21 protein-coding genes are annotated in these 21590 nt (G+C 42.7%); 5 read left to right on the top strand and 16 right to left on the bottom strand.

Features of this window, described 5'->3' with window-relative positions; genetic code table 11:
* Positions 1 to 80: 80 nt before the first annotated feature.
* Entirely contained in the window at positions 81 to 965 is an 885-nt protein-coding gene (locus VIG27_RS06245; RefSeq protein ID WP_394526166.1) for a LysR substrate-binding domain-containing protein, read from the top strand.
* Positions 966 to 1058: 93 nt separating this feature from the next.
* Here the strand turns inward: VIG27_RS06245 and VIG27_RS06240 are convergent, their stop codons facing one another.
* The 9 genes from VIG27_RS06240 to VIG27_RS06200 are packed head-to-tail and all read right to left on the bottom strand — an operon-like array spanning position 1059 to position 9538.
* A complete protein-coding gene (locus VIG27_RS06240; RefSeq protein WP_394526163.1) occupies positions 1059 to 1685 on the bottom strand; it encodes a V-type ATP synthase subunit D in 627 nt (208 codons plus the stop codon).
* Positions 1686 to 1690: 5 nt separating this feature from the next.
* Positions 1691 to 3106 carry a V-type ATP synthase subunit B gene (locus VIG27_RS06235; protein WP_394526161.1) on the bottom strand — a complete coding sequence of 472 codons (1416 nt, stop codon included), beginning with the start codon at positions 3104 to 3106 and terminating at the stop codon, positions 1691 to 1693.
* A complete protein-coding gene (locus VIG27_RS06230; protein WP_415926617.1) occupies positions 3103 to 4875 on the bottom strand; it encodes a V-type ATP synthase subunit A in 1773 nt (590 codons plus the stop codon). Before VIG27_RS06230 ends, VIG27_RS06235 begins: the two co-directional genes overlap by 4 nt.
* 45 nt (positions 4876 to 4920) lie before the next feature.
* On the bottom strand, positions 4921 to 5232 hold the full coding sequence (locus tag VIG27_RS06225) for a V-type ATP synthase subunit F (protein WP_394526158.1): 312 nt from the start codon (positions 5230 to 5232) through the stop codon (positions 4921 to 4923).
* Positions 5225 to 6145 carry a V-type ATPase subunit gene (locus VIG27_RS06220; protein ID WP_394526154.1) on the bottom strand — a complete coding sequence of 307 codons (921 nt, stop codon included), beginning with the start codon at positions 6143 to 6145 and terminating at the stop codon, positions 5225 to 5227. The genes VIG27_RS06225 and VIG27_RS06220 overlap by 8 nt, the downstream gene beginning before the upstream one ends.
* Before the next feature lie 2 nt (positions 6146 to 6147).
* Positions 6148 to 6738 (bottom strand): V-type ATP synthase subunit E, encoded by a 591-nt coding sequence (locus VIG27_RS06215; RefSeq protein ID WP_394526152.1) that lies wholly within the window; start codon positions 6736 to 6738, stop codon positions 6148 to 6150.
* A gap of 28 nt (positions 6739 to 6766) precedes the next feature.
* Complete coding sequence (locus tag VIG27_RS06210; RefSeq protein ID WP_394526150.1) at positions 6767 to 7252, bottom strand: V-type ATP synthase subunit K; 486 nt, start codon at positions 7250 to 7252, stop codon at positions 6767 to 6769.
* Entirely contained in the window at positions 7249 to 9228 is a 1980-nt protein-coding gene (locus tag VIG27_RS06205) for a V-type ATP synthase subunit I (RefSeq protein WP_394526148.1), read from the bottom strand. Before VIG27_RS06205 ends, VIG27_RS06210 begins: the two co-directional genes overlap by 4 nt.
* Entirely contained in the window at positions 9218 to 9538 is a 321-nt protein-coding gene (locus VIG27_RS06200) for a hypothetical protein (RefSeq protein WP_394526145.1), read from the bottom strand. Before VIG27_RS06200 ends, VIG27_RS06205 begins: the two co-directional genes overlap by 11 nt.
* Positions 9539 to 9950: 412 nt before the next feature.
* Here VIG27_RS06200 and VIG27_RS06195 point away from each other — a divergent pair, with 412 nt between their 5' ends.
* Together VIG27_RS06195 and VIG27_RS06190 are read left to right on the top strand one after the other, a co-directional pair.
* Positions 9951 to 11375, top strand: coding sequence for a TrkH family potassium uptake protein (locus VIG27_RS06195; protein WP_394526143.1), 1425 nt, complete (start codon positions 9951 to 9953; stop codon positions 11373 to 11375).
* A 14-nt stretch (positions 11376 to 11389) separates the two neighbouring features.
* Positions 11390 to 12034, top strand: coding sequence for a potassium channel family protein (locus tag VIG27_RS06190; RefSeq protein ID WP_394526138.1), 645 nt, complete (start codon positions 11390 to 11392; stop codon positions 12032 to 12034).
* Positions 12035 to 12134: 100 nt separating this feature from the next.
* Here VIG27_RS06190 and VIG27_RS06185 read toward each other — a convergent pair whose 3' ends face one another.
* From VIG27_RS06185 to VIG27_RS06160, 6 genes are all read right to left on the bottom strand, one after another.
* A complete protein-coding gene (locus tag VIG27_RS06185) occupies positions 12135 to 13886 on the bottom strand; it encodes an ammonium transporter (RefSeq protein ID WP_394526136.1) in 1752 nt (583 codons plus the stop codon).
* Positions 13887 to 14215: 329 nt separating this feature from the next.
* A complete protein-coding gene (locus tag VIG27_RS06180; protein WP_394526134.1) occupies positions 14216 to 14506 on the bottom strand; it encodes a hypothetical protein in 291 nt (96 codons plus the stop codon).
* Entirely contained in the window at positions 14503 to 16068 is a 1566-nt protein-coding gene (locus VIG27_RS06175) for a glycine betaine ABC transporter substrate-binding protein (RefSeq protein WP_394526132.1), read from the bottom strand. Before VIG27_RS06175 ends, VIG27_RS06180 begins: the two co-directional genes overlap by 4 nt.
* On the bottom strand, positions 16065 to 17201 hold the full coding sequence (locus tag VIG27_RS06170; RefSeq protein WP_394526129.1) for an ABC transporter ATP-binding protein: 1137 nt from the start codon (positions 17199 to 17201) through the stop codon (positions 16065 to 16067). Before VIG27_RS06170 ends, VIG27_RS06175 begins: the two co-directional genes overlap by 4 nt.
* Before the next feature lie 117 nt (positions 17202 to 17318).
* Positions 17319 to 17957: a TrkA C-terminal domain-containing protein gene (locus VIG27_RS06165; RefSeq protein WP_394526126.1), complete on the bottom strand. Its 639-nt coding sequence runs from the start codon at positions 17955 to 17957 to the stop codon at positions 17319 to 17321.
* A gap of 210 nt (positions 17958 to 18167) precedes the next feature.
* Positions 18168 to 18485, bottom strand: coding sequence for an iron-containing alcohol dehydrogenase (locus VIG27_RS06160; protein WP_394527433.1), 318 nt, complete (start codon positions 18483 to 18485; stop codon positions 18168 to 18170).
* 224 nt (positions 18486 to 18709) lie between these two features.
* Here VIG27_RS06160 and VIG27_RS06155 point away from each other — a divergent pair, with 224 nt between their 5' ends.
* A complete protein-coding gene (locus tag VIG27_RS06155) occupies positions 18710 to 19099 on the top strand; it encodes a MerR family transcriptional regulator (protein ID WP_394526123.1) in 390 nt (129 codons plus the stop codon).
* 2 nt (positions 19100 to 19101) lie between these two features.
* On the opposite strand, the gene VIG27_RS06150 is transcribed toward VIG27_RS06155, so the two are convergent.
* Positions 19102 to 20634 carry an NAD-dependent epimerase/dehydratase family protein gene (locus VIG27_RS06150; RefSeq protein WP_394526120.1) on the bottom strand — a complete coding sequence of 511 codons (1533 nt, stop codon included), beginning with the start codon at positions 20632 to 20634 and terminating at the stop codon, positions 19102 to 19104.
* 230 nt (positions 20635 to 20864) lie between these two features.
* Here VIG27_RS06150 and VIG27_RS06145 point away from each other — a divergent pair, with 230 nt between their 5' ends.
* The gene (locus tag VIG27_RS06145; protein WP_394526117.1) at positions 20865 to 21554 is read left to right on the top strand and encodes a response regulator transcription factor; all 690 of its coding nucleotides are present in this window, start codon (positions 20865 to 20867) and stop codon (positions 21552 to 21554) included.
* Positions 21555 to 21590 lie beyond the last annotated feature (36 nt).

Below are 21590 nucleotides of genomic sequence, written 5' to 3'. Positions count from 1 at the left end.
TATAATATTTATTTTTTATTATACCTATTTATATTTCTAATGGATTATAACCGAAATACAGAAATTACGAGGTAGGACCTTTGATTGAAGAATTAAAAACATTTATTGCTGTGGTTGATAAAAAGAGCTTTACCAAAGCAGCAGCAGCCATTAATATATCCCAGCCAAGCGTAAGCCTTCATATCTCCAATCTGGAGCATTATTTTCACACCAGGCTCATCGAACGCTCTAATAAACAAAGAAACATTTTCATCACTGCTCAGGGAGATATCCTATACAAACGCGCAAAGCAGATCTTATCGGTTTTGGAAGAAACCAGGGAGGAGCTTTTACAAACAGACCATTCCCCCAGCGGCACATTAAGAGTGGGGGCCAGCATGACCATTGGAGAATTTCTTCTTCCTTCTATATTAAGTGAATTTATGAAGCTATATCCCAACATAAAACTGGAAATAACCATTGAGAATACGGAGCATATCTATGAAAAATTCAAAAATTATGACATTGATCTCGCTTTGATCGAAGGAACTGTGCCGGTTGAAAATTATATCCATCACAATTTTTATAAGGACCGGATGGTCATCGTTGCCCCCGCGTCCTTTCATTACGACCAGGGAGCACAACTCAAGCAGTCCTTATCCAATCAGACCTGGATTCATCGGGAGAAGGGTTCCGGAACCGGGGAAAATCTAAATATTTTTTTAAACAGCTACGGCATATCCCCCAAAAACTTAATTACCCTGGGAAGCAACTACTCCATTAAAGAAGCTGTAAAAAATAATATGGGAATCAGCTTCATTTCCTCTTTGGTGGTGGAAGAATCCGTAAGGAACAAAGAAATCAAAATCATTCCACTGGAAAATCAATATTACAGATATTTTTCCTATCTCATTCATGAAAATAATTTACCGAAAGCAGTTGAACTGTTTATTGAACGATTGCCTCAAACTGAGGGGAATGGGTGATTAAGTCTAAAACGTAACAAAAACAGGAGCAGAAGGTTCTTCAGCCCCCTTGGCTCCTGTTTTTGTATCATCCAACCACTTAAAAGCAGGGAATTATTTTTTTATTTTATTTTTTACTTTTATCAGTCTGACTAAATTACCCCGTTCATTCTCATCAAGTCTCATCTGTATATAACGGATGCTCTCCTGCAGCTGAGGAATGGTCATAAACTCAAGTGCATTGACTCTTCTTCTTATTTTTTCAATCTCATTTGCTAACAGCTCACAGCTTTTTTCCAGTTCAGCCAGATGGATGATGTCTTGCATCATACGATGACATTTCCTGAGAGAAGCATCAAGTTCACTGTTCGTATAAGAAAAACTGTAAGGATAAGAGATTTCATCCTTTGGCAGAAGAAAATCAAATTGGGGTACACGAACTCCCATAATTGAGGCTTCCGAGCCGGTTATATTGGCTGAATTTCCGGAAGAGAGGAACGCTTCCTCCAGAAAGTCCGGAGACAGTTCCGCACCGACCAGTGCAAATTGCTGATACAGATCGGAGAACTGTTCGGTCAGCCTGGCTCTTAAATCTTTACTCTCACGAACCATATCTACAAAACGGTGAACTAATTCATCCTGTTTCCCCTTGAGCAGTTCGTGACCCTGTTTGGCAACAGCAAGCTTTGATTTGAGTTCCGCAAGTTCCATTCGATTGGGGTTCACATTCAACTTTTCCATGTCTGTTACCCCTCTTTCTCTGGGTGCTCCTCAAGGGAATGTTCACTCTGGTCATCTGGTAAATATTCCTTTATAAATTTTTCCTTGATTCGTTTTAATTCAGATTTTGGAAACATGGAGAGCAATTTCCAGCCAATATTCAGTGTTTCTTCAATGCTGCGGTTTACATCAAATCCCTGAGCGATGTATTTGAGTTCAAATTCATCTGCAAATCTGGCATATAATTTATCGGTATCCGACAACGAGGATTCCCCTAAAATCGCAGACAGTTCTCTCGCTTTTTTCCCCTGGGCATATGCGGAAAATAACTGGTTCATGGTATCCGCATGATCTTCACGGGTCTTTCCTGCTCCAATTCCCTTATCCTTTAGTCTTGATAAGGATGGAAGCACATCCACCGGCGGCCAGATTTTTTTTCTGTACAGATCCCGGCTCAGTATGATCTGCCCCTCCGTAATATAACCGGTAAGATCCGGGATCGGATGGGTCTTGTCATCTTCCGGCATCGTTAAAACAGGAAGCTGAGTGATGGAACCCTTCCGCCCTTTGATTTTGCCGGCACGTTCATACAGATTGGCCAAATCGGTATACATATAACCAGGGTATCCTCTTCTGCCCGGTACTTCTCTTCGCGCCGCACCTACTTCACGAAGTGCCTCGCAATAGTTTGTAATATCAGTCATAATAACCAGAACATGCATATCCTTTTCAAAGGCCAGATACTCCGCCATCGTCAGGGCCATACGCGGAGTCGAAAGACGTTCAATCGCCGGATCATCCGCCAGGTTTACAAACATCACCGTTCTCTGCAGGGCACCTGTTTTTCTGAAGTCTTCAATGAAATATTCCGCCTCTTCAAAGGTAATGCCGATTGCAGCAAATACCACGGCAAAATTCCCCTCGCTGCCTTTCACCTTGGCCTGCCTTGCGATCTGAGCCGCCAATTCTTTATGGGGCAAACTCGATGCAGAAAACACCGGGAGCTTCTGACCGCGCACCATGGTATTTAACCCGTCAATGGAAGAAATTCCTGTCTGGATAAACTCGGAAGGATAATCCCTTGCAACAGGATTGATGACTACACCGTTGATGTCCATATATTTTTCCGGCAGTAATTTTGGTCCTTCATCAATGGACTTGCCCATACCGTTAAAAATACGGCCAAGCATATCCATGGAAACTCCCAATTGCTGGGGTTTTTCCAGAAAACGAACGGAGCTTTTTTCCATAAGGATTCCATCTGCCCGTTCAAACAGCTGGATCACCGCACTGCTTTCGTTAATTTCCAGAACACGGCCCTGTCTGATTTCCCCGCTTTGCGTCCTGACTTCTACCATTTCATCGTAGCAGACATTTTCAACCTTTTCCACTACCATAAGAGGTCCCACAATTTCTGATATGGTACGATATTCTTTTATCATCGTCTGTTCCCCCTCTCCTGTATCAGGCTGTTGATCTCCTGTTCCATGACTTCCTGAAGTTCCCCGAACTTTTCCAGGGAATCTTCCGGTATTTCTTTTATTCGTCCCAGTTTTTCACGAACCGGCAGATGTAAGAGATCCTTTAAGTAAATCCCATCCTCTAATGCCTGCTTTGCTTGTGCATGAAATTTTAAAATTGTCTGAAGCATATAAAACTGCTTCTTTAAAGGGGTATAGCTGTCTTCCTCCACAAAGGCATTCTGCTGCAGGAAATCCTCTCTCAATGACTTTGCTATTTCAAGCTTCAGCTGGTCCTCCTGGGACAGGGAATCATATCCCACCAATCTTACAATGTCATTTAACCGGCTTTCTTCCTGTAACAGAGCCAGCGCTTCTCCCTGTAATCCGGAATAATCCTGATCCACATTTTCATCCATCCACTTCATAAGATTTGAGGAGTACAGGCTATAGGAAGTCAACCAGTTAATCGCCGGAAAATGACGGGCATAGGCAAGACTGGAATCCAGTCCCCAAAACACCTTAACGATACGAAGTGTTGCCTGTGTGACCGGTTCCGATAAATCTCCGCCTGGAGGAGATACGGCCGCCATGACCGTCAAGGTCCCGATTCGTTTCTCCTGTCCAAGGCATATTACTTCTCCGGATCTTTCATAGAACTCTGCGAGTCTTGATCCCAAATATGCCGGATATCCTTCTTCTCCAGGCATCTCCTCCAGGCGCCCGGACATTTCCCTTAACGCCTCCGCCCATCTGGAGGAGGAATCCGCCATCAATGCCACCGAATAGCCCATGTCCCTATAATATTCTGCAATCGCAATCCCTGTGTAAATAGAAGCCTCTCTGGCCGCTACCGGCATGTTTGAAGTATTGGCAATAAGGACCGTACGCTTCATCAGCGACTGCCCTGTCTTCGGGTCGATCAGTTCAGGAAATTCATTTAATACATCGGTCATCTCATTGCCGCGTTCGCCGCAGCCTACATAAACTACGATATCCACATCCGCCCATTTTGCAATCTGGTGCTGCACAACGGTCTTTCCGCTACCAAAAGGTCCCGGAACACAAGCAGTTCCCCCCTTTGCCACCGGGAAAAAGGTATCTATGACACGCTGGCCGGTAACCAATGGTTTTTCAGGTGTCTTCTTTTTATAATAAGGCCGTCCACGTCGAACCGGCCATTTTTGAAGCATGGTGACATCTACCTGGGTTCCATCCTCCTGCTCCACAACAGCAACCGTATCTTCAATGGTATATTCCCCTTGGGAAATACTTTTTATCGTGCCCTTGATTCCTTTTGGTATCATGATTTTATGCTGAACGATGGAATTTTCCTCTACCGTTCCTATTACATCGCCGGTTAAAACCTTGTCCCCCGCCTTCAGGCATGGCACAAAATTCCATTTTATCTCCCGGTTTAAAGCTTTTACGGAAACGCCCCGGTTAATAAAATCTCCTGACTTTTCCATAATGATGTTTAATGGTCTCTGAATCCCGTCAAACATGGATTCCAACAGCCCTGGTCCCAGTTCAACACTTAATGGCTCTCCTTCTCCATAAACCGGTTCCCCAGGTCCCAGCATGGAGGTCTCTTCATAAACCTGAATGGAAGCTCTGTCACCGCGCATCTCTATAATTTCACCAATCAAATGCTGATCGGAAACCGTCACCATATCATATATTTTTGCAGTGTTCATGCCTTTGGCAATGACTAACGGACCTGCAACGCTTATTACGGTACCTAATCTCAAATTTTCTCTCTCCTCTCATAGTAAATCTCAGGAGGCCGAAGCCTATCATATATTCATCCCGACTGCTCTTTCCACATTCTTTTTCATTCTCAATTCAGCAAGTCCATGGGAACCTTCCATAGAAGGAATGACGGAGATTGCAGGGAGCGGTTCCCTGCCAAAATGCTCCAAAACTTCACTAAGATGACTTGCAACCTGCTCTGTGATCAGAATGATAGCATACCCGTCCTTTGCCAGTTGGTTGACAAGCCTTCTATTCTGCATAACATCGGCTTCGTCTGCTGCAAAAATATCGGCACCAAATGCCTTAAAAATCAAAATAGATTCCCGATCTCCTATTACCGCCATTTTATACATAACTTTCCCCCAGCTTTCCAATTAAGATATGATCCGATATGTTTCTGGACTTACAAGTAAGCAGCAGCCGGATTTGCCGGAGCTCATTTTCTTTTGCCATCAGATATGCATACAGAATTTCAGGACCATAGGAAATCAGCTTGGCTTTTTTTAAGTGCTTGATCAGGCTATCACGAAAAAGCGTCTCCAGCACTGAGAAATTATGATGGGTCTCATAGGCTTCCAGTCCCTTTTGAACCTCGGTGTTGCAATATTTGTTGGAAAAGGAAGCTGCCAATGCGGAGAACGGAAGGGAATAGTTCTGAACAAATACATCTTTGGTCAAACGTCCTCCCGGTTCATAGCAATACTCAAAAAAAGCGGAGTCCTTATTCATTTCTCTTGCACGCAGCATTGTTTTTATATTATAAAAATCAATCCTCATCTGTACCTGTTCCGCTATAAGCTCACTGTTTAATTCTTTTCCGATCCTTTTCATGGCTTCAAACATTTTTTTATCCAGAAAAATCTCTTTCCTCTGACTGTCCTCTTCCATGAGAGAAGCCTGTGCCAGCAGTTTCTCCATATCCTCTGAAAGCGGCTCTGTACTTTTTGTCTTTGACAGAGCTTTTTTCAAGGCACAGCGAAGAGCATGGAATTCATAGGGTAACAAAACTATATCAACCGCCGCTTTATGAGGAGACACTTTATAAAGCAAGTTGCACACCCGTTCCCATTCTTCTTTTAAAACAGCCTCTGCCTGATCTAAAGTACTGACCGCGGTCAAGTTATAATCCGTATCTTGGGAAAGCCCCTTTGCTATATCAGAAAAATGCTGGAGTGAAATAAGGCTGTCTAATTTGGATTTTGTAAGAAGCCTGCTTTCCAGTGTCCTTATAAAGCTGGATGCAGTTATAAAATCAGTATCCTTCAAGTTCACGTCTCCTCTCCATACAAGATATCCACTACCTCCCGCTCCATTTCCTGACGGATCACATCAATCCAGGCTTCAAACGTATAGTTTTCTTCTATCCCGTCCCTCATCAGGATAAATCCTCCTGCCAACGGCTGATAAACTGTTTTTAAGGGAGCCTTGTCTTTTCCAACCAGACCGTTAAGAAAAGAATCCATATCATATTCCGGCCTGTGATACTTTTCCGGCAGAATCAGGATATCATTGCTTAAATCCTTATCTAAAAGCATCCTGGTCAGCAGCTCCTTATATTCCATGATATCCAGGTTTTTTAATTGCATTAGTGCTTCATGGAATACACGGTCCATGACGTTTTGTTTTATTAACAGATTTTTATCTCTGATCTCAATCTCTTTTTCCGCACAAATCCTGTGATACAGTTCAGCCGCTTTTACTTCGGCTTCTTTTATTCTGTTTTCGCAGATGCGCTCTATCTCACGGATTTCCTCTTCCAGCTCTTTTTTACTGTTCTCCACAGCTTTCTCAATCAGCTTTTGTGCCTGGTTCTGTCCGTCTTCTATTATTTTTTCAGTCAATGCTTCTAAGCTGCCCAACTCCTCACTTCCTTTCAACCCAGATCCATTATTTAGGGTAGGTCACAAATAACATAATGATCGATGCTACAAAACCAAGAATCGCATAAGTCTCAACAATGGCTGCCAGAATGATACCTTTGGTATTATGCTCTGGATTTCTTGCAAGAATCTGCATACCCGAAGCCGCTACCTTTCCCTGGGCAATACCAGAGAGTAAACCGGCAAGTCCTACGGGCAGACCGGTAAACAGAAGATAAAGTCCCTGGGCCAAGCTTGGATTATTCCCAATCTGCAGCAGAACTAGAAAGCCAATGATAAAGCCATACAATCCCTGGGTACCTGGCAACAGCTGCAAAATCAGAGCTTGTCCAAATTTTTCAGGTTCCTCCGTGATAATTCCTGCCGCTGCCTGTCCTGCTACCCCACAGCCTTTTGCGGAACCCACACCAGCCAAACCAACTGCCAAAGCTGCACCCGCAGCCGCAAAGATAAAACCACCGTATTCTAAGAAATAACTTGAAATTGTCATCATTCATCCTCCTGATTTGTACTCTTAATTGAAATATAATCGTTTTCTACTTGAAAAGGCCGGTATGCCTTTCCGCCGCCTTTATAAAATTTACCGAAGAATTCCACATATTGCAGTCTGCAGCTGTGGACATACGCACCCAGCAAAGACAGACCCAGATTCAAGGCCTGGCCGAACACTGCGATCAAAGTGCCAAACACCAGCTTACCAAGGACTCCCGGAATCAGTCCGGACATCAGATTAAAAGAAAAAGCGATATAGGCCCCCGAAAGTCCAAGTGCTACGATTCTGGTGTAGGAAACAATATCTCCGATATAACTGGTAAGGCCGTATACACCATAAAGGCCTCCTCCGATTTTCCCTCCAAGGGTTTTGCTGCTTCTTCCCTGGGTTGCTGCAAGTCCTGCGATGCAGATTCCAAAAATGATGCCAAAGAGCTTGGGACTGCCCAAATCCAGCATTCCTGCACCAGTTAAAAGCAATAATATACCGCTTGCCAGGGTAAGCATCCAGAGAACCGAATCGCAGAAGATCCCTGCATAATCTTTTTGTATATAACTGTTTAACCCCTTCATGACCAGACCGCTGAAGATATGAATCACGCCAATCACAAGTGACAAGACCAGCATAAATACGATATCGGTCTGGGTGTCCAAGATGGGTTTAAATCCCCCTCCCTTCACAGGAACAGGAGCAAAAATGGTGATACCGAACATACTTCCGTATAAAAATCCGCAAAGTATTACAGATATCCCAAGATAGAAAAACATCTTGACGGATCTTCTCGTCTTTTCCTTAAAATCAATCCATCGCAACGCGAAAAAGCAGCCAAGTGTCAATATCAATCCATACCCCACATCTCCTACCATCATACCGAAAAATATGAGATAGAAAATAGTGAGTATACTGGTTGGATCTAATTCCTGATAAGCTGGAAGGCTGAACATCTCCGTGATGCTTTCAAAATAAGTAAATATCCCCTTATTTTTCAGCTTGACTGGTGTTTCTGCATCCTCGGGGGACACGTCTTCTGCCTCCAGGTAATAGCTTTGAGGAAGCATCCGGTCCAAAATGTTGTATAATCCGGGGATATCCTTTTCCGGTACCCATCCTTCCATATATATTACGTGTCTGCTGTTTAAAAAATTTTCAATCACCTGGTTTCGGCTTAAAACCGTATTTACCGCATCCAATTCGATCAAAATATCATCGTATCTGTGTCCCAAAGTATTTAATGCATCATTGCACCGGACCAGTTCGGATTCCGCCTTCTTTAACCGGTTTACGTTATATTCAATCAATTCCCTGGGCGGTTTTTCAAATGAGAGATCCAAGATGGGAATGGACTGCTGATTCAAGGAATCCTGTACCTCCTGGTATTTTCCCCGTTCCGATACTGCGAGATAGACCGTATCCTGCTTCACCTTACCCAAAGGTTCTAGATACAATTCAGGAAAGGCTTCCTTCCAAGCCAGAAAGGTTTCTTCCTTTGCCGCCTTCACTGCAATCAAAAAGGCTTTCACCTTTTTTAAATCATTCAGATCTGCGGTACTGAAATCAATAAAGGCATATTGCTCCAGCTGTACATTCTCTGATTTTGCTTTTTTTATTTCCTGAGCCAGAGCATCCTTTTTATCCAGGATCTCCTTTACCTTTCTGTGCGTTTCCTTTAATTCCGGCTTACACAAATAGTTACAGCATTCTTCATAGGTCAGCCGGGGACGTTTGGCGGTAATGGATTTTTTAGGCACATAGGGCTTTAAGGCTTTTAACGTTGCATCAATCACCTGCTTTTCCTCGATTAGCTCAAAATCCTCCACCGGTGCTGTTTTAGATAAGAAGACATAGTCCTCGGGCAGCTCCTGCAATTCCAACTCTTTGAAATGAATGGTACCTGATTTTTGGATCTCTTTTAACAGCATGTCGCTTTGATCACGAATGGCGGTGATGGAAACCTTTTTCATTTTTTCAACTGCCATACTTAAACACCCGATTCACAATCAAATTTACAGCCTTCTCCACCTTTGGCTCCGGAGGATTTTCATATTTTTCCATCATAGGCTGATTGCTTTTTTCCAATTCCAAACATTTGGCTTTTGCTTTCTCCCTTGCCTTCAATAAGATTTCCTGCTCCCGCAACAAAGTCTCCTCCATTTTCTTTTGCCGCAGTTCCTCTTTTTGTTTTCTGTTTTGACCGACTTGCCTCTCCGCTTCTTTTTGCGCTTCTTTCACCAGGGAAATGGATCGCTCTTCTGCATTTTTAATTGCTGATAGGGTACGAATAGACATGAAATCACTCCTAACGTAATAAAATTATTAGTCCTTTGGATCACAGTTATCTGATTTTAAATAAAAAAAAGAAACTGAGTACAAGAAGCCTGGGTACTTCCCCCTGAGTACCCAAACGACTTGTAACAGTTTCCTGTCCAACCGATAACAACCAAATTTCTAATTAGATAGTTTATAACATATAATTTTATTTGTGTCAATATTATTATTATGTCTCGGATTCTAATTTTTATTGGAAATTTCCGCTGTTAAACGGGAATGATTTTAAGAGGAATGATATTGTATTTCATCATTTCCCATGCTATAATCACATTGATCGGAAATAAATTGTTACTGACGGGCATTATATAAGCAACGGCTTTTTAACAAAGGGATGTTGAATATGTAATGTCTTTTGTGTAGGAGGAAATTTTTGGATATAAACAAATTAAATACGGGCAGGCTGATCTTAACAAAGAAACTTCGCTCTGCACTGACACCGTCTCAAATCGTTACTATTAGTTTTCTGATGATTATTTTAATAGGTTCTGTTTTATTAAAACTTCCTGTTTCCCAGTCTGCTTCTGCTGGAACGGTTTCATTCCTTGACTGCCTGTTCACTGCCACCTCAGCCGTTTGCGTTACAGGGCTTGTTACTGTGACAACGGCTACCTCATGGAGTTTATTTGGTAAAATAATCATTTTACTTCTTATACAGATTGGCGGTCTGGGGATCGTTGCCATTATCACTTACCTGGGCATTCACCTTGGAAAGCGAATCACGTTAAAAGAACGGCTGACCCTGCAGACTGCTTTTAACCATACTGATTTTCATGGTATGGTGCGCATGGTGATGTTCGTAATAAGAGGAACCCTGATTTTTGAAGGAATTGGTGCGGTTTTTCTTTTTATTGGATTCCTGATGGAGGGACATGATGTCTTTACTTCTTTGTTCTATGGCATTTTTCACTCAGTCTCCGCCTTTTGCAATGCTGGGTTTGACGTGATCGGAGACAAAAGCCTGATTCCTTATGGGACCAATTTTCTCATTTGTATTCCCATTATGCTGCTCATCATAATCGGCGGAATTGGTTTTTCAGTTTGGGTTGACTTGATATACAATATAAAAAATTATTTTTCATTAAAAATAAAAAAGAGATGGAAATTTTCCCTCCATACAAAACTGGTTTTGATCACCACAGGTCTTCTCTTATTCACCGGTTTCCTGTATTTTTTAACTGCTGAATACAATAACACCCGGCTTTGGGGGAATGATGGATTTGGAGAAAGGATGTTTAAAGCCTTCTTTCAATCTGTGACTCTTAGAACTGCCGGATTTGCAACCATAGATCAGGGCGCTCTTGGCGAAACATCAAAATTTATTTCCAGTTTGTTTATGATTATTGGTGGTTCCCCCGGCGGTACTGCAGGTGGGATCAAAACGGTCACTTTGGCTGTTGTTATATGCAGCGTGTGGTCCGTCATAAAAGGCAGATATACCATAGACGTATTTCACAAAAATATCCCTTTGCAGTTGCTGCAAAAATCTCTTACGATTATTATCATTATGACGGTATTGCTTTGTACCGGTACTGCCATTTTAACATTGACAGAGTATAACAACGCCTATTCCCATGGGACAGTAGACCTGTTCTACGAAGTAGCCTCGGCTCTTGGAACCGTTGGGCTTACAACCGGAATCACTCCATTTCTCAGTTCACAGGGAAAGCTTTTGCTGATTTTGTGTATGTTTATCGGGCGCATCGGTCCTATTTCCATATTGATTTCATTATCCAAAAGAGGGGAAAAAGCAAATAATACGATTCGATACCCCAAAGAAGACATTTTAATCGGTTAAAGGAGCCTTGCTATATGAATAAAATAAAATTTGATAAAAATGCACAGATCGCAGTTCTGGGTCTTGGCAAGTTCGGACGCAGTATTGCTGCTACATTGCATGAAAATGGATTACAGGTACTTTGCTGTGACATCAATCCCACCCTGGTCCAGGAAGCTGCGGAATATTGTACCTACGCAATCGAAGCGGATGTAACGGACCCCTCCTCCTTATCAAAGATGGGGCTGGGGAATTTTGATGCTGTGGTTGTGGCCTTCAGCTCCGACTTTGAGGCAGCTATTATCACCTGCATGATCGCAAAAGAAATGAACATTCCGTTTGTTCTTGCAAAAGCAAATGGCACACGCCAAAAGAAAATCATGGAGAATATCGGTGTAGACCGGGTTGTTCTACCCGAAATGGAAATGGGCGAACGGATTGCATACCAGTTTATCACAAATGACCCGATGGAATATATTCACCGCTCAGACGAATATGAAATCATAGAGATGCATCCCAAACATGGCTGGATCGGAAAGACACTTCAAAAACTGGCACTGAGGCAGACAGAAGGAATCAATATTCTGGCAATCATACGTGACAGTAAGGTCATGGCTGTTTTAGGTCCCCAAACCGAAATCAAGGAGACCGATAATCTTATCGTCCTGAGAATGTTATAGGAGTTTGGCAGGCTTAAAACAATTTCTGCACATTAGAAGCAGCGGAGGCGTTTTCTTCCCCCGCTGCTTTTTTAATCCTCTCTATTCAGCCTTTCTGCGGTCAGTCATCCCCTTGTAAAGCATCATAACCAGTTTCTCCGGTTCTTACTTTCACTACATCTGTCACACGGTATACAAATATCTTTCCATCTCCGATATTACCGGTATAAAGTGCTTTCTTTGCCGCATTTAAAACCTGGGACACCGGCACCTTAGACACAACAATGTCTACCTGAACTTTTGGAAGCAAATTGGTTTCTACAGGAACCCCACGGTAAATCTGTATTTGACCTTTTTGTAACCCGTACCCCATGACCTGAGTGACTGTCATTCCGCTCACTTCAATTTCATTCATCGCAGTTTTCAATTCCTCCAGTTTATCCTGGCGGGTGATGATGGTAACCTTAAATATCTTTTTCCCAGGAGCCGTGTCTGCTTCCTCATTTTCAGAAGCCGGAGCCTTCGATGGCGCCAGAGGCACTGATGTTTCAGCCGCCGGTGGGATTTCGGAAGAAATCATGCCGGTTCCGGCACCGTAATAAAGATTGCCTGCCGGCATAAAATCTGCATAGGAACTGGAAAGCCCATGTTCTTTGATATCAAGCCCTTCCATTTCTTCTTCCGGGGATACCCGCAGGCCCACGGTTTTCTTAATGATTATAAATGCAATGGTAATTGTCACTGCGGTCCATAGAAGAATACAGAAAACTCCAAGCAGCTGTATCCCAAACTGACGCAGCCCTCCTCCATAGAACAATCCTTTTGTAACCGCTCCGGTGTCATAAATCCCAAACAAGCCTACCGCTAATGTGCCCCATATGCCGTTTACGCCATGGACCGCCACCGCTCCTACGGGGTCATCCACATGAAGCTTCATATCTATGAATTCTACAGCCAGAACTACGAGAAATCCGGCTACAATCCCAATAACTACAGAACCGGCAGCATCCACATTGGCACAAGGGGCTGTAATCGCCACCAGTCCCGCCAGAGAACCATTGAGCGTCATGGAAACATCCGGCTTTCCATTTTTAAACCAGGTAAACAGCATCGTAGTCACCGTAGCAAATCCGGCAGAAATGGTCGTTGTACCAAATACCTGAGCCAGCTGTTCCACGGAGGTACAGGCTGCCCCATTAAACCCGTACCAGCCAAACCATAAAATAAAGACTCCCAGAGCTCCTAAGGTAATGGAATGTCCTGGTATGGCATTGACCAGCGTCTTTCCATTTTTATCTTTGGTGTATTTTCCTATACGCGGCCCAAGGATCGCTGCTCCAATAAAGGCTGAAAGACCGCCTACCATATGAATGGCACTGGAGCCGGCAAAATCAACATATCCAAGGTTAAGGAGCCACCCGCTTCCATTCCAGATCCATCCTGCTTCGATGGGATAGATCACGGCACTGATCACAGCACTGTAAATCAAATAAGCGCTGAACTTGGTCCGTTCTGCCATGGAACCGGAAACAATGGTTGCTGCCGTTGCACAAAATACCAGGTTAAAAACAAAGCTGGACCAGTTAAAGCCTGCAAAATCAGTGAACAAGTCAAGATTCGGGATTCCCACCAATCCCATAACCATATCCTCTGCCATCATAAGGCCAAATCCCAAAAACAAAAATACTACGGTTCCAATGCAGAAATCCATAAGGTTTTTCATAATAATGTTGCCCGCATTTTTTGCCCTGGTGAATCCGGTTTCAACCATGGCGAACCCAGCCTGCATAAAGAATACAAAGGCCGCGCCGATCAAAAACCATATGCTGAACATATTGGAATTTGCCTGTGTCAGAATATCGCTTACATTCATCTCAATTTCCTCCTCTAAATAAAAATAAGGCATACTCCACCTCATTTATGGAGTACACCTCTTTGTGCAGGGAAGAGCATCTTTTCATTCCCAGCTAATAAAAAAGCAAAGGTACCAGAATTTCTTCCCTGGCCCCTTTGCCTACTGCTAATAGTATATACAAAGATTATTATATTGTCAATCATATACTTTAACTATAATTGAATTTACAGTTATAATCATATATCGTTTATTTTTTACAATAATTTTATCTATTCTAAGGAGATAAACTTTAAAATCTCCAATAAACACAAAAATTGTGTAATGATCGACCTCTTTATGTCCAATACCTATGATCCAATCTCTTTTTTATTTAATATTCGTACTGCTTTATAGAAAAAACAAAGGGTGAGAACCAAATACAGCCCTCCTGCCGCCGCATACAGCCAAATAACTCCCAGGGGCCTTAAAAGCCACAAAACAAACATCAGGGCGGCCGCTACCCCCATATAATGGCCAAAGAGAGTGCCTATTTTTTCCTCTTTCCAGGATAATTCCATCTCTCCGGCAGCCAGCTTTTGAAGTGCAGGAACAGAAAAAATCAGGGAAATGACTGCAAACAGCCCAACACCGAATATCATGAAATCATTCCGCTCTCTACTAAAAAGTCGTGGGCAACTTCAGCAGGCGTCTGCTGCAGCTCATCCACCTTGTAATTCAGCTCCATCATGACCTCATTTGTCAGCAGCTGTCCCAATTCCTCCATAAGTGCCGGGATTTCAGGAAACTTTTCCAGTGCATCCTCCCGAATGACCGGTATGGCATAGTAGGGCGGGAAAAAGTTCTTATCATCAACGAGAGTTTTTAGATCGAATTTCTTTAAAAGCCCATCCGTGGAAAAGGCATCAATCATATCAACCTCGCCTTTTTCCAGAGCCAGATAGCGGGGTGCACTGTCTAAGGTAAGCTGATTCCCTACCTGGAACCCATAAGCCTTCTGAAGACCGGCAAGCCCGTCTTCACGGTTACTGAACTCAAATGTGGTACCGGAGGTCATGCTGCCGGCTTTTGAAGCCAAATCACTGATGGTCTCAAGCCCATACTTCCTGGCGGTCTCCTGAGTGACTGCCAGCGTATACGTATTGTTAAAATTCATCTGCTTTAATACATTCAGGCCGTACTGCTCTTTCAATTCAGCTTTTACGGTCTCATACACCTTTTCCATATCACTGACAGGCGGGTGTTTTAACATATCCGTATAAGCGGTTCCGGAATATTCAATATACATGTCAATGTCGCCGCCTTGAAGCGCGCCGAAGCAGACCTGGGTCCCTCCCAGATTAATTCGTCTGTTTACGGAAATATCCGTCCGGTCCTCGATGAGGTCCGCCATCATATTACCCAGGATTTCCTGTTCCGTAAAATCTTTGGAACCTATGGAAATGGATCTGGAGCCATCCATCTTGCCTCCTACCGAGGTAAATATAAAAATTCCAGCCAAAAACAGGGCAGCCACGCTGAGTCCTGCCTTCTGTGCCGTACGCCTTTTTTTCTTTAAGGCTGCATCTCCCTTTTGAAGACTTACCGGGGTCACCAGCTTCTCAACCAGGCCGATGAGGAAATCCACCGTCAGGGCCAGCAGGCAGGCGGGTATGGCTCCGGCCAGGATCTGGTTATTATTTACCGTTTTAATACCGGAAAAAACAAGATATCCCAGACCTCCGGCACCGATAAAGGCTGCCATGGTCATAAGCCCCACCGCGGTTACTGAGGCAATACGCACTCCTGCCATGATAACAGGAAGTGCCAGAGGGATCTGTACCTTTGTCAACACCTGAAGGGGTGTCAGACCGATTCCCTTGGCCGCCTCCAGCGTCTGCGGATTGATATTCTCAATTCCCGTATAAGTATTCTTAATGATGGGCAGCAAAGAATAAAGGACTACCGCAACGACGGCTGGTACCGTACCGATCCCAAACAGAGGGATCATGAACCCCAAAAGGGCCATGCTGGGAATTGCCTGGATTACATTGGCAAGGGATAATACCGGTTTTCCGGCTTTTGATGTATAGGAAATGAAGATACCAAGAGGTACTCCAATCAGAATCGCCAGTCCTACCGAAACGGCAGTCAGCTTTAAATGTTCGATCACTAAAGAAAGGATCTGCGGATAATTGCTTCCTATATAATTCCAAAAACTCATTGTGCCTCTCCCCCTTCATAATCAAAATACTGCTGACTTAAAGTCGTTACCAGACTGCTTCGTGTGATCAGGCCAGCCAGACGCTTTTCCTCATCCACCACTGGTACTGTGGAAACGTTGTTTTCCGTCACGATTTTCAGCGCATCCAAAATACATTGATCCGGTAACAGAAACGGGAAATCTTTATACATATATTCTTCCGCCGGTCTTGCCCGGTCTTCCACGCCTCGTAATTTCCCGGCTTTTACAATTCCAGACAAACGCCGGCTTTCCCGCTCTACTATCAACAGGCTGTCAACCTTGTTCTGACGCATCTTGTCAATGCATTTTAAAACGGGAAGGTCTTTGAATGCAGTGACCGGATTCTCGATCATAATGTCGGACACCTTTATAAATTCCGGGGAAGACCAAATCCTGTTTTTCCCTACGAAGTTTGATACAAACTCATCCTTGGGATTGTTTAAAATATTTTCCGGGGTATCATATTGAAGAATGTTACCATCTTTCATAATACAGATCATATCTGCAATTTTAATGGCTTCATCCATATCATGAGTAACGAAAACAATGGTTTTTTTCAGTTTGGACTGAAGCTGTACCAGCTCATCCTGAAGGTCCGATCTGGTCATAGGATCCAAAGCGGAAAAGGGTTCATCCATCAGAATAATATCCGGGTCCGTGGCAAATGCCCTGGCAACCCCTACTCTCTGCTGCTGCCCTCCGCTGAGTTCCGTAGGGTAGCGGTGCAAAAATTCCTTGCAGTCCAGACCCACCATCTGCATCAGCTTTTCTGTATTTTTTAAAATATTCTCATCAGATCTTTTTTCAAGCTTTGGAATCAGTTCAATATTTTCCTTCACCGTCATATGAGGAAATAAACCTGTCTGCTGGATTACATAGCCGATGCTCCTGCGCAGGGCCACCTCATCCATGCTGTTGATGCTCTTGTCATCAATATAGATCGTTCCCGATGTAGGCTTGATCAAACGATTGATCATTTTTAAGAGAGTTGTCTTTCCGCATCCACTCTCACCGATAACAGCTACAAGGCTGCCGCTTTTTATCGTAAATGTAACTTCATTTAGAACTTGTTTTGTCTTATAACGTTTTGAAATGCGTTCAAATCGTATCATTCTTATCCCTCCTTCTCAACAAAGTAACAACTTAATTATAGCGGAAAGTTGTTACTTTGTCAAATTAGAGCAAAAAAAAACCTGAAGTGCTGCCACTTCAGGCGTAACCATTCCGGTTTATTTTGATGGATATAAGAATTCTTTTACCCTGTCTAACGTATCATCCTGGGTCACAAAAAATATGGTATCGTTTTCCGAAAGAGCCACGTAGGGTCCAGGGGATTTTATCAGGGTGTTGTTTCTGCTGACTCCGATCACCGTAGCCCCTGTACGCTGCCAGAATTGTATTTCCGTCACTGTCTTATTCAGATAGACACAATCCTTGGTAATCCTTATCTCAAAGGGCATAAACGGATTTAAGGACCGGAAATGTACGGAAGCCTCAATCAGATCCTTTAAACAATCATTTAAGTACTCCATCTCCTGCTTCTGACGGCTAACGCTTTTTAGCAAATTCTCCTTAATGGTATCAATGGTCTGCCGATTGCCATTCTGCTGAATATATTCCGCCGCCTTTTTCTGGGACTTGATAATAATCCCGTTGCCTTTTTCAGAACTAACGATTCCCAGGTCACTCAGGATGCAGATTGCCCGACGGGCAGTTTCCGGAGATACGCTATATTGACCGGCAAGGGAGGAACGGGCATAAATCTTCTGCCCTTCCGGATACTCCCCATTGGCGATCCTGGCAGCCACCTCCACCGCAATCTGCTGATAGCGGGGAATGGCTGTTTTACTTTTTAACTCTATTGCCATACAATTCACGTTTCCTTTTCTGGTATAATGTTTATAAAACAAACTCAGTATAGCCTAAAACGTAATACAAGGCAATATGAAGAAGGGGATTTGTTTATAAGATGTCCATTTAATCCTTATAGTTTCCCTGTTTTTTGTGATTTTCTGCTCTTTTAATATTTCAAAATAATGCAATCACTTTTACGGAAATCTTATTGCCGGGGAAGTTTTTTAGCGGGAAGCCATTCGGTAAATCGCTTTCATGTCTTCTTTATTTAGTACCTTAAAGTTTCCTATGGTTCTCTGATTATCAAAACTGCATTTTTGTGCCAGTTCTTCAATCTGCATTTCCGTTAATTCTATATTTAAATCACTTATTTTAACAGGCATTCCCAGGGAAATAAAAAATTCTTCCAAAGCTACGATTCCCTCAAGTGCCGCCTTTTCTGGTTGGGAATAATCACAAGGGATATTTAAAACATGGGAAGCAAATTGCAGGAATCTGTAAGAATTTTCTTTGAATACATATCTTGCCCAGCTTCCCCATATTGCTGCCCAAAAACAACCCGTGTAGGGGCATAATACTCAAAGTTTACCATAGGTTCTTACCTCCAATCGTTTGATACCCATACTGTAAACCCTTGAGTATACTCAAACGCAAGAAGTATTTTCGTTTTTTTTAAATTTCCAAAAAAATCTTGACATTGTGTATGCTTGGTCTATAAAGTATAAAATGTACTTCTTCATTGGTCATGGAAAACAGGAGGATAAACATGTTCGATACGATCGCACAAGCTTCAAAAAAAACAGGAATCTCCATACACACTTTGCGTTATTATGATAGAGAAGGGCTGCTTCCATTTATTGAACATTCAGCCAATGGAAGCCGCTTATTTCGTGAAAGCGACTACGAATGGATCGCTGTGTTACAATGTCTGAAAAATACAGGAATGCCTTTAAAGCAAATTAAAACTTACATGGATTGGTGTATGCAGGGAGATACCACACTGGAAAAAAGGCTTTCACTTTTTCAATCTCAAAAAATTGTTATTGAGCACCAGCTCAAGGAATTAAAAACTTATCAAAACATTGTGGAATATAAAATCAAGTATCTAAAAGGGCGTATTGATGGCACAGAGGAAAAAGGGGTTTGTCAATTTTAATCTTACCGCAACGATACATCCAGTTCCGTAACTTCCTTTTTATACTCTCTTTCTATTTCGTTTTTATCATGTAAGGGATCCCAAACCTGTGCAAAGAAAGGATCTACCTTTGCTCTGGCTGCATAATTCCAGCTTTTTCGTTCGCATTCGGGACACCAGTGCCCTCCTTCTAAAATAAGCCGGGGACTGGCGTCAAATTCATGGCCAAAGGCACACTTGAATTGAAGTTTACTTTTCCAGTCGCCTTTCTTCATGGTAAGAGATTTACATTCCCCTCCCCGAAATTCAGCGGCACCCTTTACATCCTCCAAATCAAGTGCTTCTTCCGGTTTTGATTCATCATAACCATGGTAAATATGCACGACCTTATCCCAATTTTTAAAGTGTTCAAAATCGTTGATGTTTTCCGGAATCTTCTCCCATGCTTTTTTGCTGCCCCAATAGGCATCAATATGGGCCTCCATATTTTCCTCAAGATAGCGGACCGTTCCATGCTCCGTTCTGGCTATCTTTAAAAACATCTTCTTCATCATATTCCCCATAAAGTTTTGTCCTCCGGGCAGCTTGCACAGGATTCGTGCCATTGTGCCGGTCATTCCCAGGTTCTTATGATAGCTATCATAAAAATACTGCATGGAATCATGTCTGAAATGGAGATGTTTTTCTAATTGATCCGAATCCAGATAATACTGCCCATGGAAATTTCTTGTTGCATACCATTTCGGATTGATGACATGGTTTAAATCCTTAAATCCGATGGCACCATACAGTTTTTTGTACATGGTAAAGGTATCTACCCTGCAGCTTTCTCCTCCGCCAATATTATAAATATGCCCCCAGAAATCCTGGGAAAGCTCACCCGTATAATGAAAACGTGCAAGATTTCCAAGAAGTATTCCCGAATCACGGTCAGATACGTATTCCAGCACATTATCCAGACAGTTATGAAACATAATGGCATCCTTTACATTACTCATAACCGGACCCATAATTCCGGTCTGTCTCAAACTGACCCAGTATTTTAAGCCTGATTCGACCAAAAGACGTTCGGCAGCAATTTTAGACACGGCATAATAATCATAGATACTGGGCTTTATAGGATCTCCGACTCTTCCCCAGTGAATCGGCGGCATCCGGTCCCCGGTTTCGGCTATCGTACCGATGGATACCACTTTTACTTCTTCCATCCTTCCCTGCTCTCTTATGGAGTCTATTATATTTTTCATGGAACCGTAATTAACTTTCATGGCCAGCTTTGGCTTATAATCTGCTGCAGGTGACACCAGAGCCGCTACGTGGAGTATGATATCCGAATTTTTAACACACTCGTAGACATCCTTATAGTTGGTCAAATCCCCCCAATAAATGGTCAGTCCCTTCCTGTTTTCAAATTCTTTCATCTTTTGTCTGTCTGCTTCCGTATCCATAACCAATGCGGTAATATCCTGTTTATCCGTATCCTTTAATAACTCCTTCAATCCCAGAGAACCCATACCGCCTGATGCCCCGGTCAATAAAACCCTTTGTTTCTTCATTTCTTAATCTCCTTTCACAGCTGATGCATCCATTCTTTTTATTCCTAGATTATACCAACCTGATTTTAACTTTTTATTAACTTTTTTTATGCGGGATGACCGTATGTTATCGGGTCTTCCAATCATTTTGCAAAACAACTGCCTATATCTAATATATTAAATATATCGTTTATAAATTGTTAACATTAGGAATATATAATATATTTATTAAACTAGAACAAGGAGGAATTATGCTTAATATTCTTGTAGCAGAAGACGACCCGAAGTTACAGCACTTGTTTTGCAGCGTTCTAAAAAAGCATCATTTTAATCCTCTCCCTGCCGGGGACGGTGAAATCGCTCTTAAAATCATGGAACAGGCACATATTGACCTGGTAATTACTGATATTATGATGCCCAACATGGATGGTTATGCACTGACAAAGCTTCTCCGTGAATATGACTCTGCCCTTCCGGTTTTGATGATAACGGCAAAGGATCGCTTTGAAGACAAAAAACAGGGCTTTCTTGTGGGTACCGACGATTATATGGTAAAGCCTGTGGATGTAAATGAGATGATTCTGCGCATACATGCTCTGATTCGGCGATCGAAAATCGTTTCTGAGCACAAAATCCTTTGGGGGAGCACCACCCTCATTTATGACAGCCTGGTTGTATGCTATGACGGTAAAGAGGTCCAATTGCCCCAAAAAGAATTTTACATCCTGTATAAACTGATGTCCTATCCGGGGACAACCTTTACCAGGCAGAAATTAATGGAAGAAATATGGGGGATGGATACGGATTCGGAAGAAAGGACCGTCGATGTCCATATCAACCGTATTCGGGAACGGCTCAAGGACAACCCTGATATTAAAATCATCACAGTACACTGTCTGGGATATAAAATGATAAAACCGGAAACACAAAGAAATGATTGAATCGGTCGTGTGCAACGGCACGTCAGAAAGGAAAAA

Origin of the sequence: Lacrimispora sinapis, from assembly GCF_043633585.1 — a bacterium.
Lineage (GTDB): Bacteria > Bacillota > Clostridia > Lachnospirales > Lachnospiraceae > Lacrimispora > Lacrimispora sinapis.
The sequence above is the reverse complement of the archived record's forward strand: the minus strand, read 5'-3'. Positions and strand labels throughout refer to the sequence as shown.

What these genes read in the sequence shown, in the direction of transcription:
- VIG27_RS06240 (WP_394526163.1), bottom strand. Translation starts at nt 1,685, where the DNA reads ATGGAAAAGTTGAATGTGAACCCCAATCGAATGGAACTTGCGGAACTC.
- VIG27_RS06235 (WP_394526161.1), bottom strand. Translation starts at nt 3,106, where the DNA reads ATGATAAAAGAATATCGTACCATATCAGAAATTGTGGGACCTCTTATG.
- VIG27_RS06225 (WP_394526158.1), bottom strand. Translation starts at nt 5,232, where the DNA reads ATGTATAAAATGGCGGTAATAGGAGATCGGGAATCTATTTTGATTTTT.
- VIG27_RS06210 (WP_394526150.1), bottom strand. Translation starts at nt 7,252, where the DNA reads ATGATGACAATTTCAAGTTATTTCTTAGAATACGGTGGTTTTATCTTT.
- VIG27_RS06205 (WP_394526148.1), bottom strand. Translation starts at nt 9,228, where the DNA reads ATGGCAGTTGAAAAAATGAAAAAGGTTTCCATCACCGCCATTCGTGAT.
- VIG27_RS06200 (WP_394526145.1), bottom strand. Translation starts at nt 9,538, where the DNA reads ATGTCTATTCGTACCCTATCAGCAATTAAAAATGCAGAAGAGCGATCC.
- VIG27_RS06190 (WP_394526138.1), top strand. Translation starts at nt 11,390, where the DNA reads ATGAATAAAATAAAATTTGATAAAAATGCACAGATCGCAGTTCTGGGT.
- VIG27_RS06185 (WP_394526136.1), bottom strand. Translation starts at nt 13,886, where the DNA reads ATGAATGTAAGCGATATTCTGACACAGGCAAATTCCAATATGTTCAGC.
- VIG27_RS06180 (WP_394526134.1), bottom strand. Translation starts at nt 14,506, where the DNA reads ATGATATTCGGTGTTGGGCTGTTTGCAGTCATTTCCCTGATTTTTTCT.
- VIG27_RS06175 (WP_394526132.1), bottom strand. Translation starts at nt 16,068, where the DNA reads ATGAGTTTTTGGAATTATATAGGAAGCAATTATCCGCAGATCCTTTCT.
- VIG27_RS06170 (WP_394526129.1), bottom strand. Translation starts at nt 17,201, where the DNA reads ATGATACGATTTGAACGCATTTCAAAACGTTATAAGACAAAACAAGTT.
- VIG27_RS06165 (WP_394526126.1), bottom strand. Translation starts at nt 17,957, where the DNA reads ATGGCAATAGAGTTAAAAAGTAAAACAGCCATTCCCCGCTATCAGCAG.
- VIG27_RS06155 (WP_394526123.1), top strand. Translation starts at nt 18,710, where the DNA reads ATGTTCGATACGATCGCACAAGCTTCAAAAAAAACAGGAATCTCCATA.
- VIG27_RS06150 (WP_394526120.1), bottom strand. Translation starts at nt 20,634, where the DNA reads ATGAAGAAACAAAGGGTTTTATTGACCGGGGCATCAGGCGGTATGGGT.
- VIG27_RS06145 (WP_394526117.1), top strand. Translation starts at nt 20,865, where the DNA reads ATGCTTAATATTCTTGTAGCAGAAGACGACCCGAAGTTACAGCACTTG.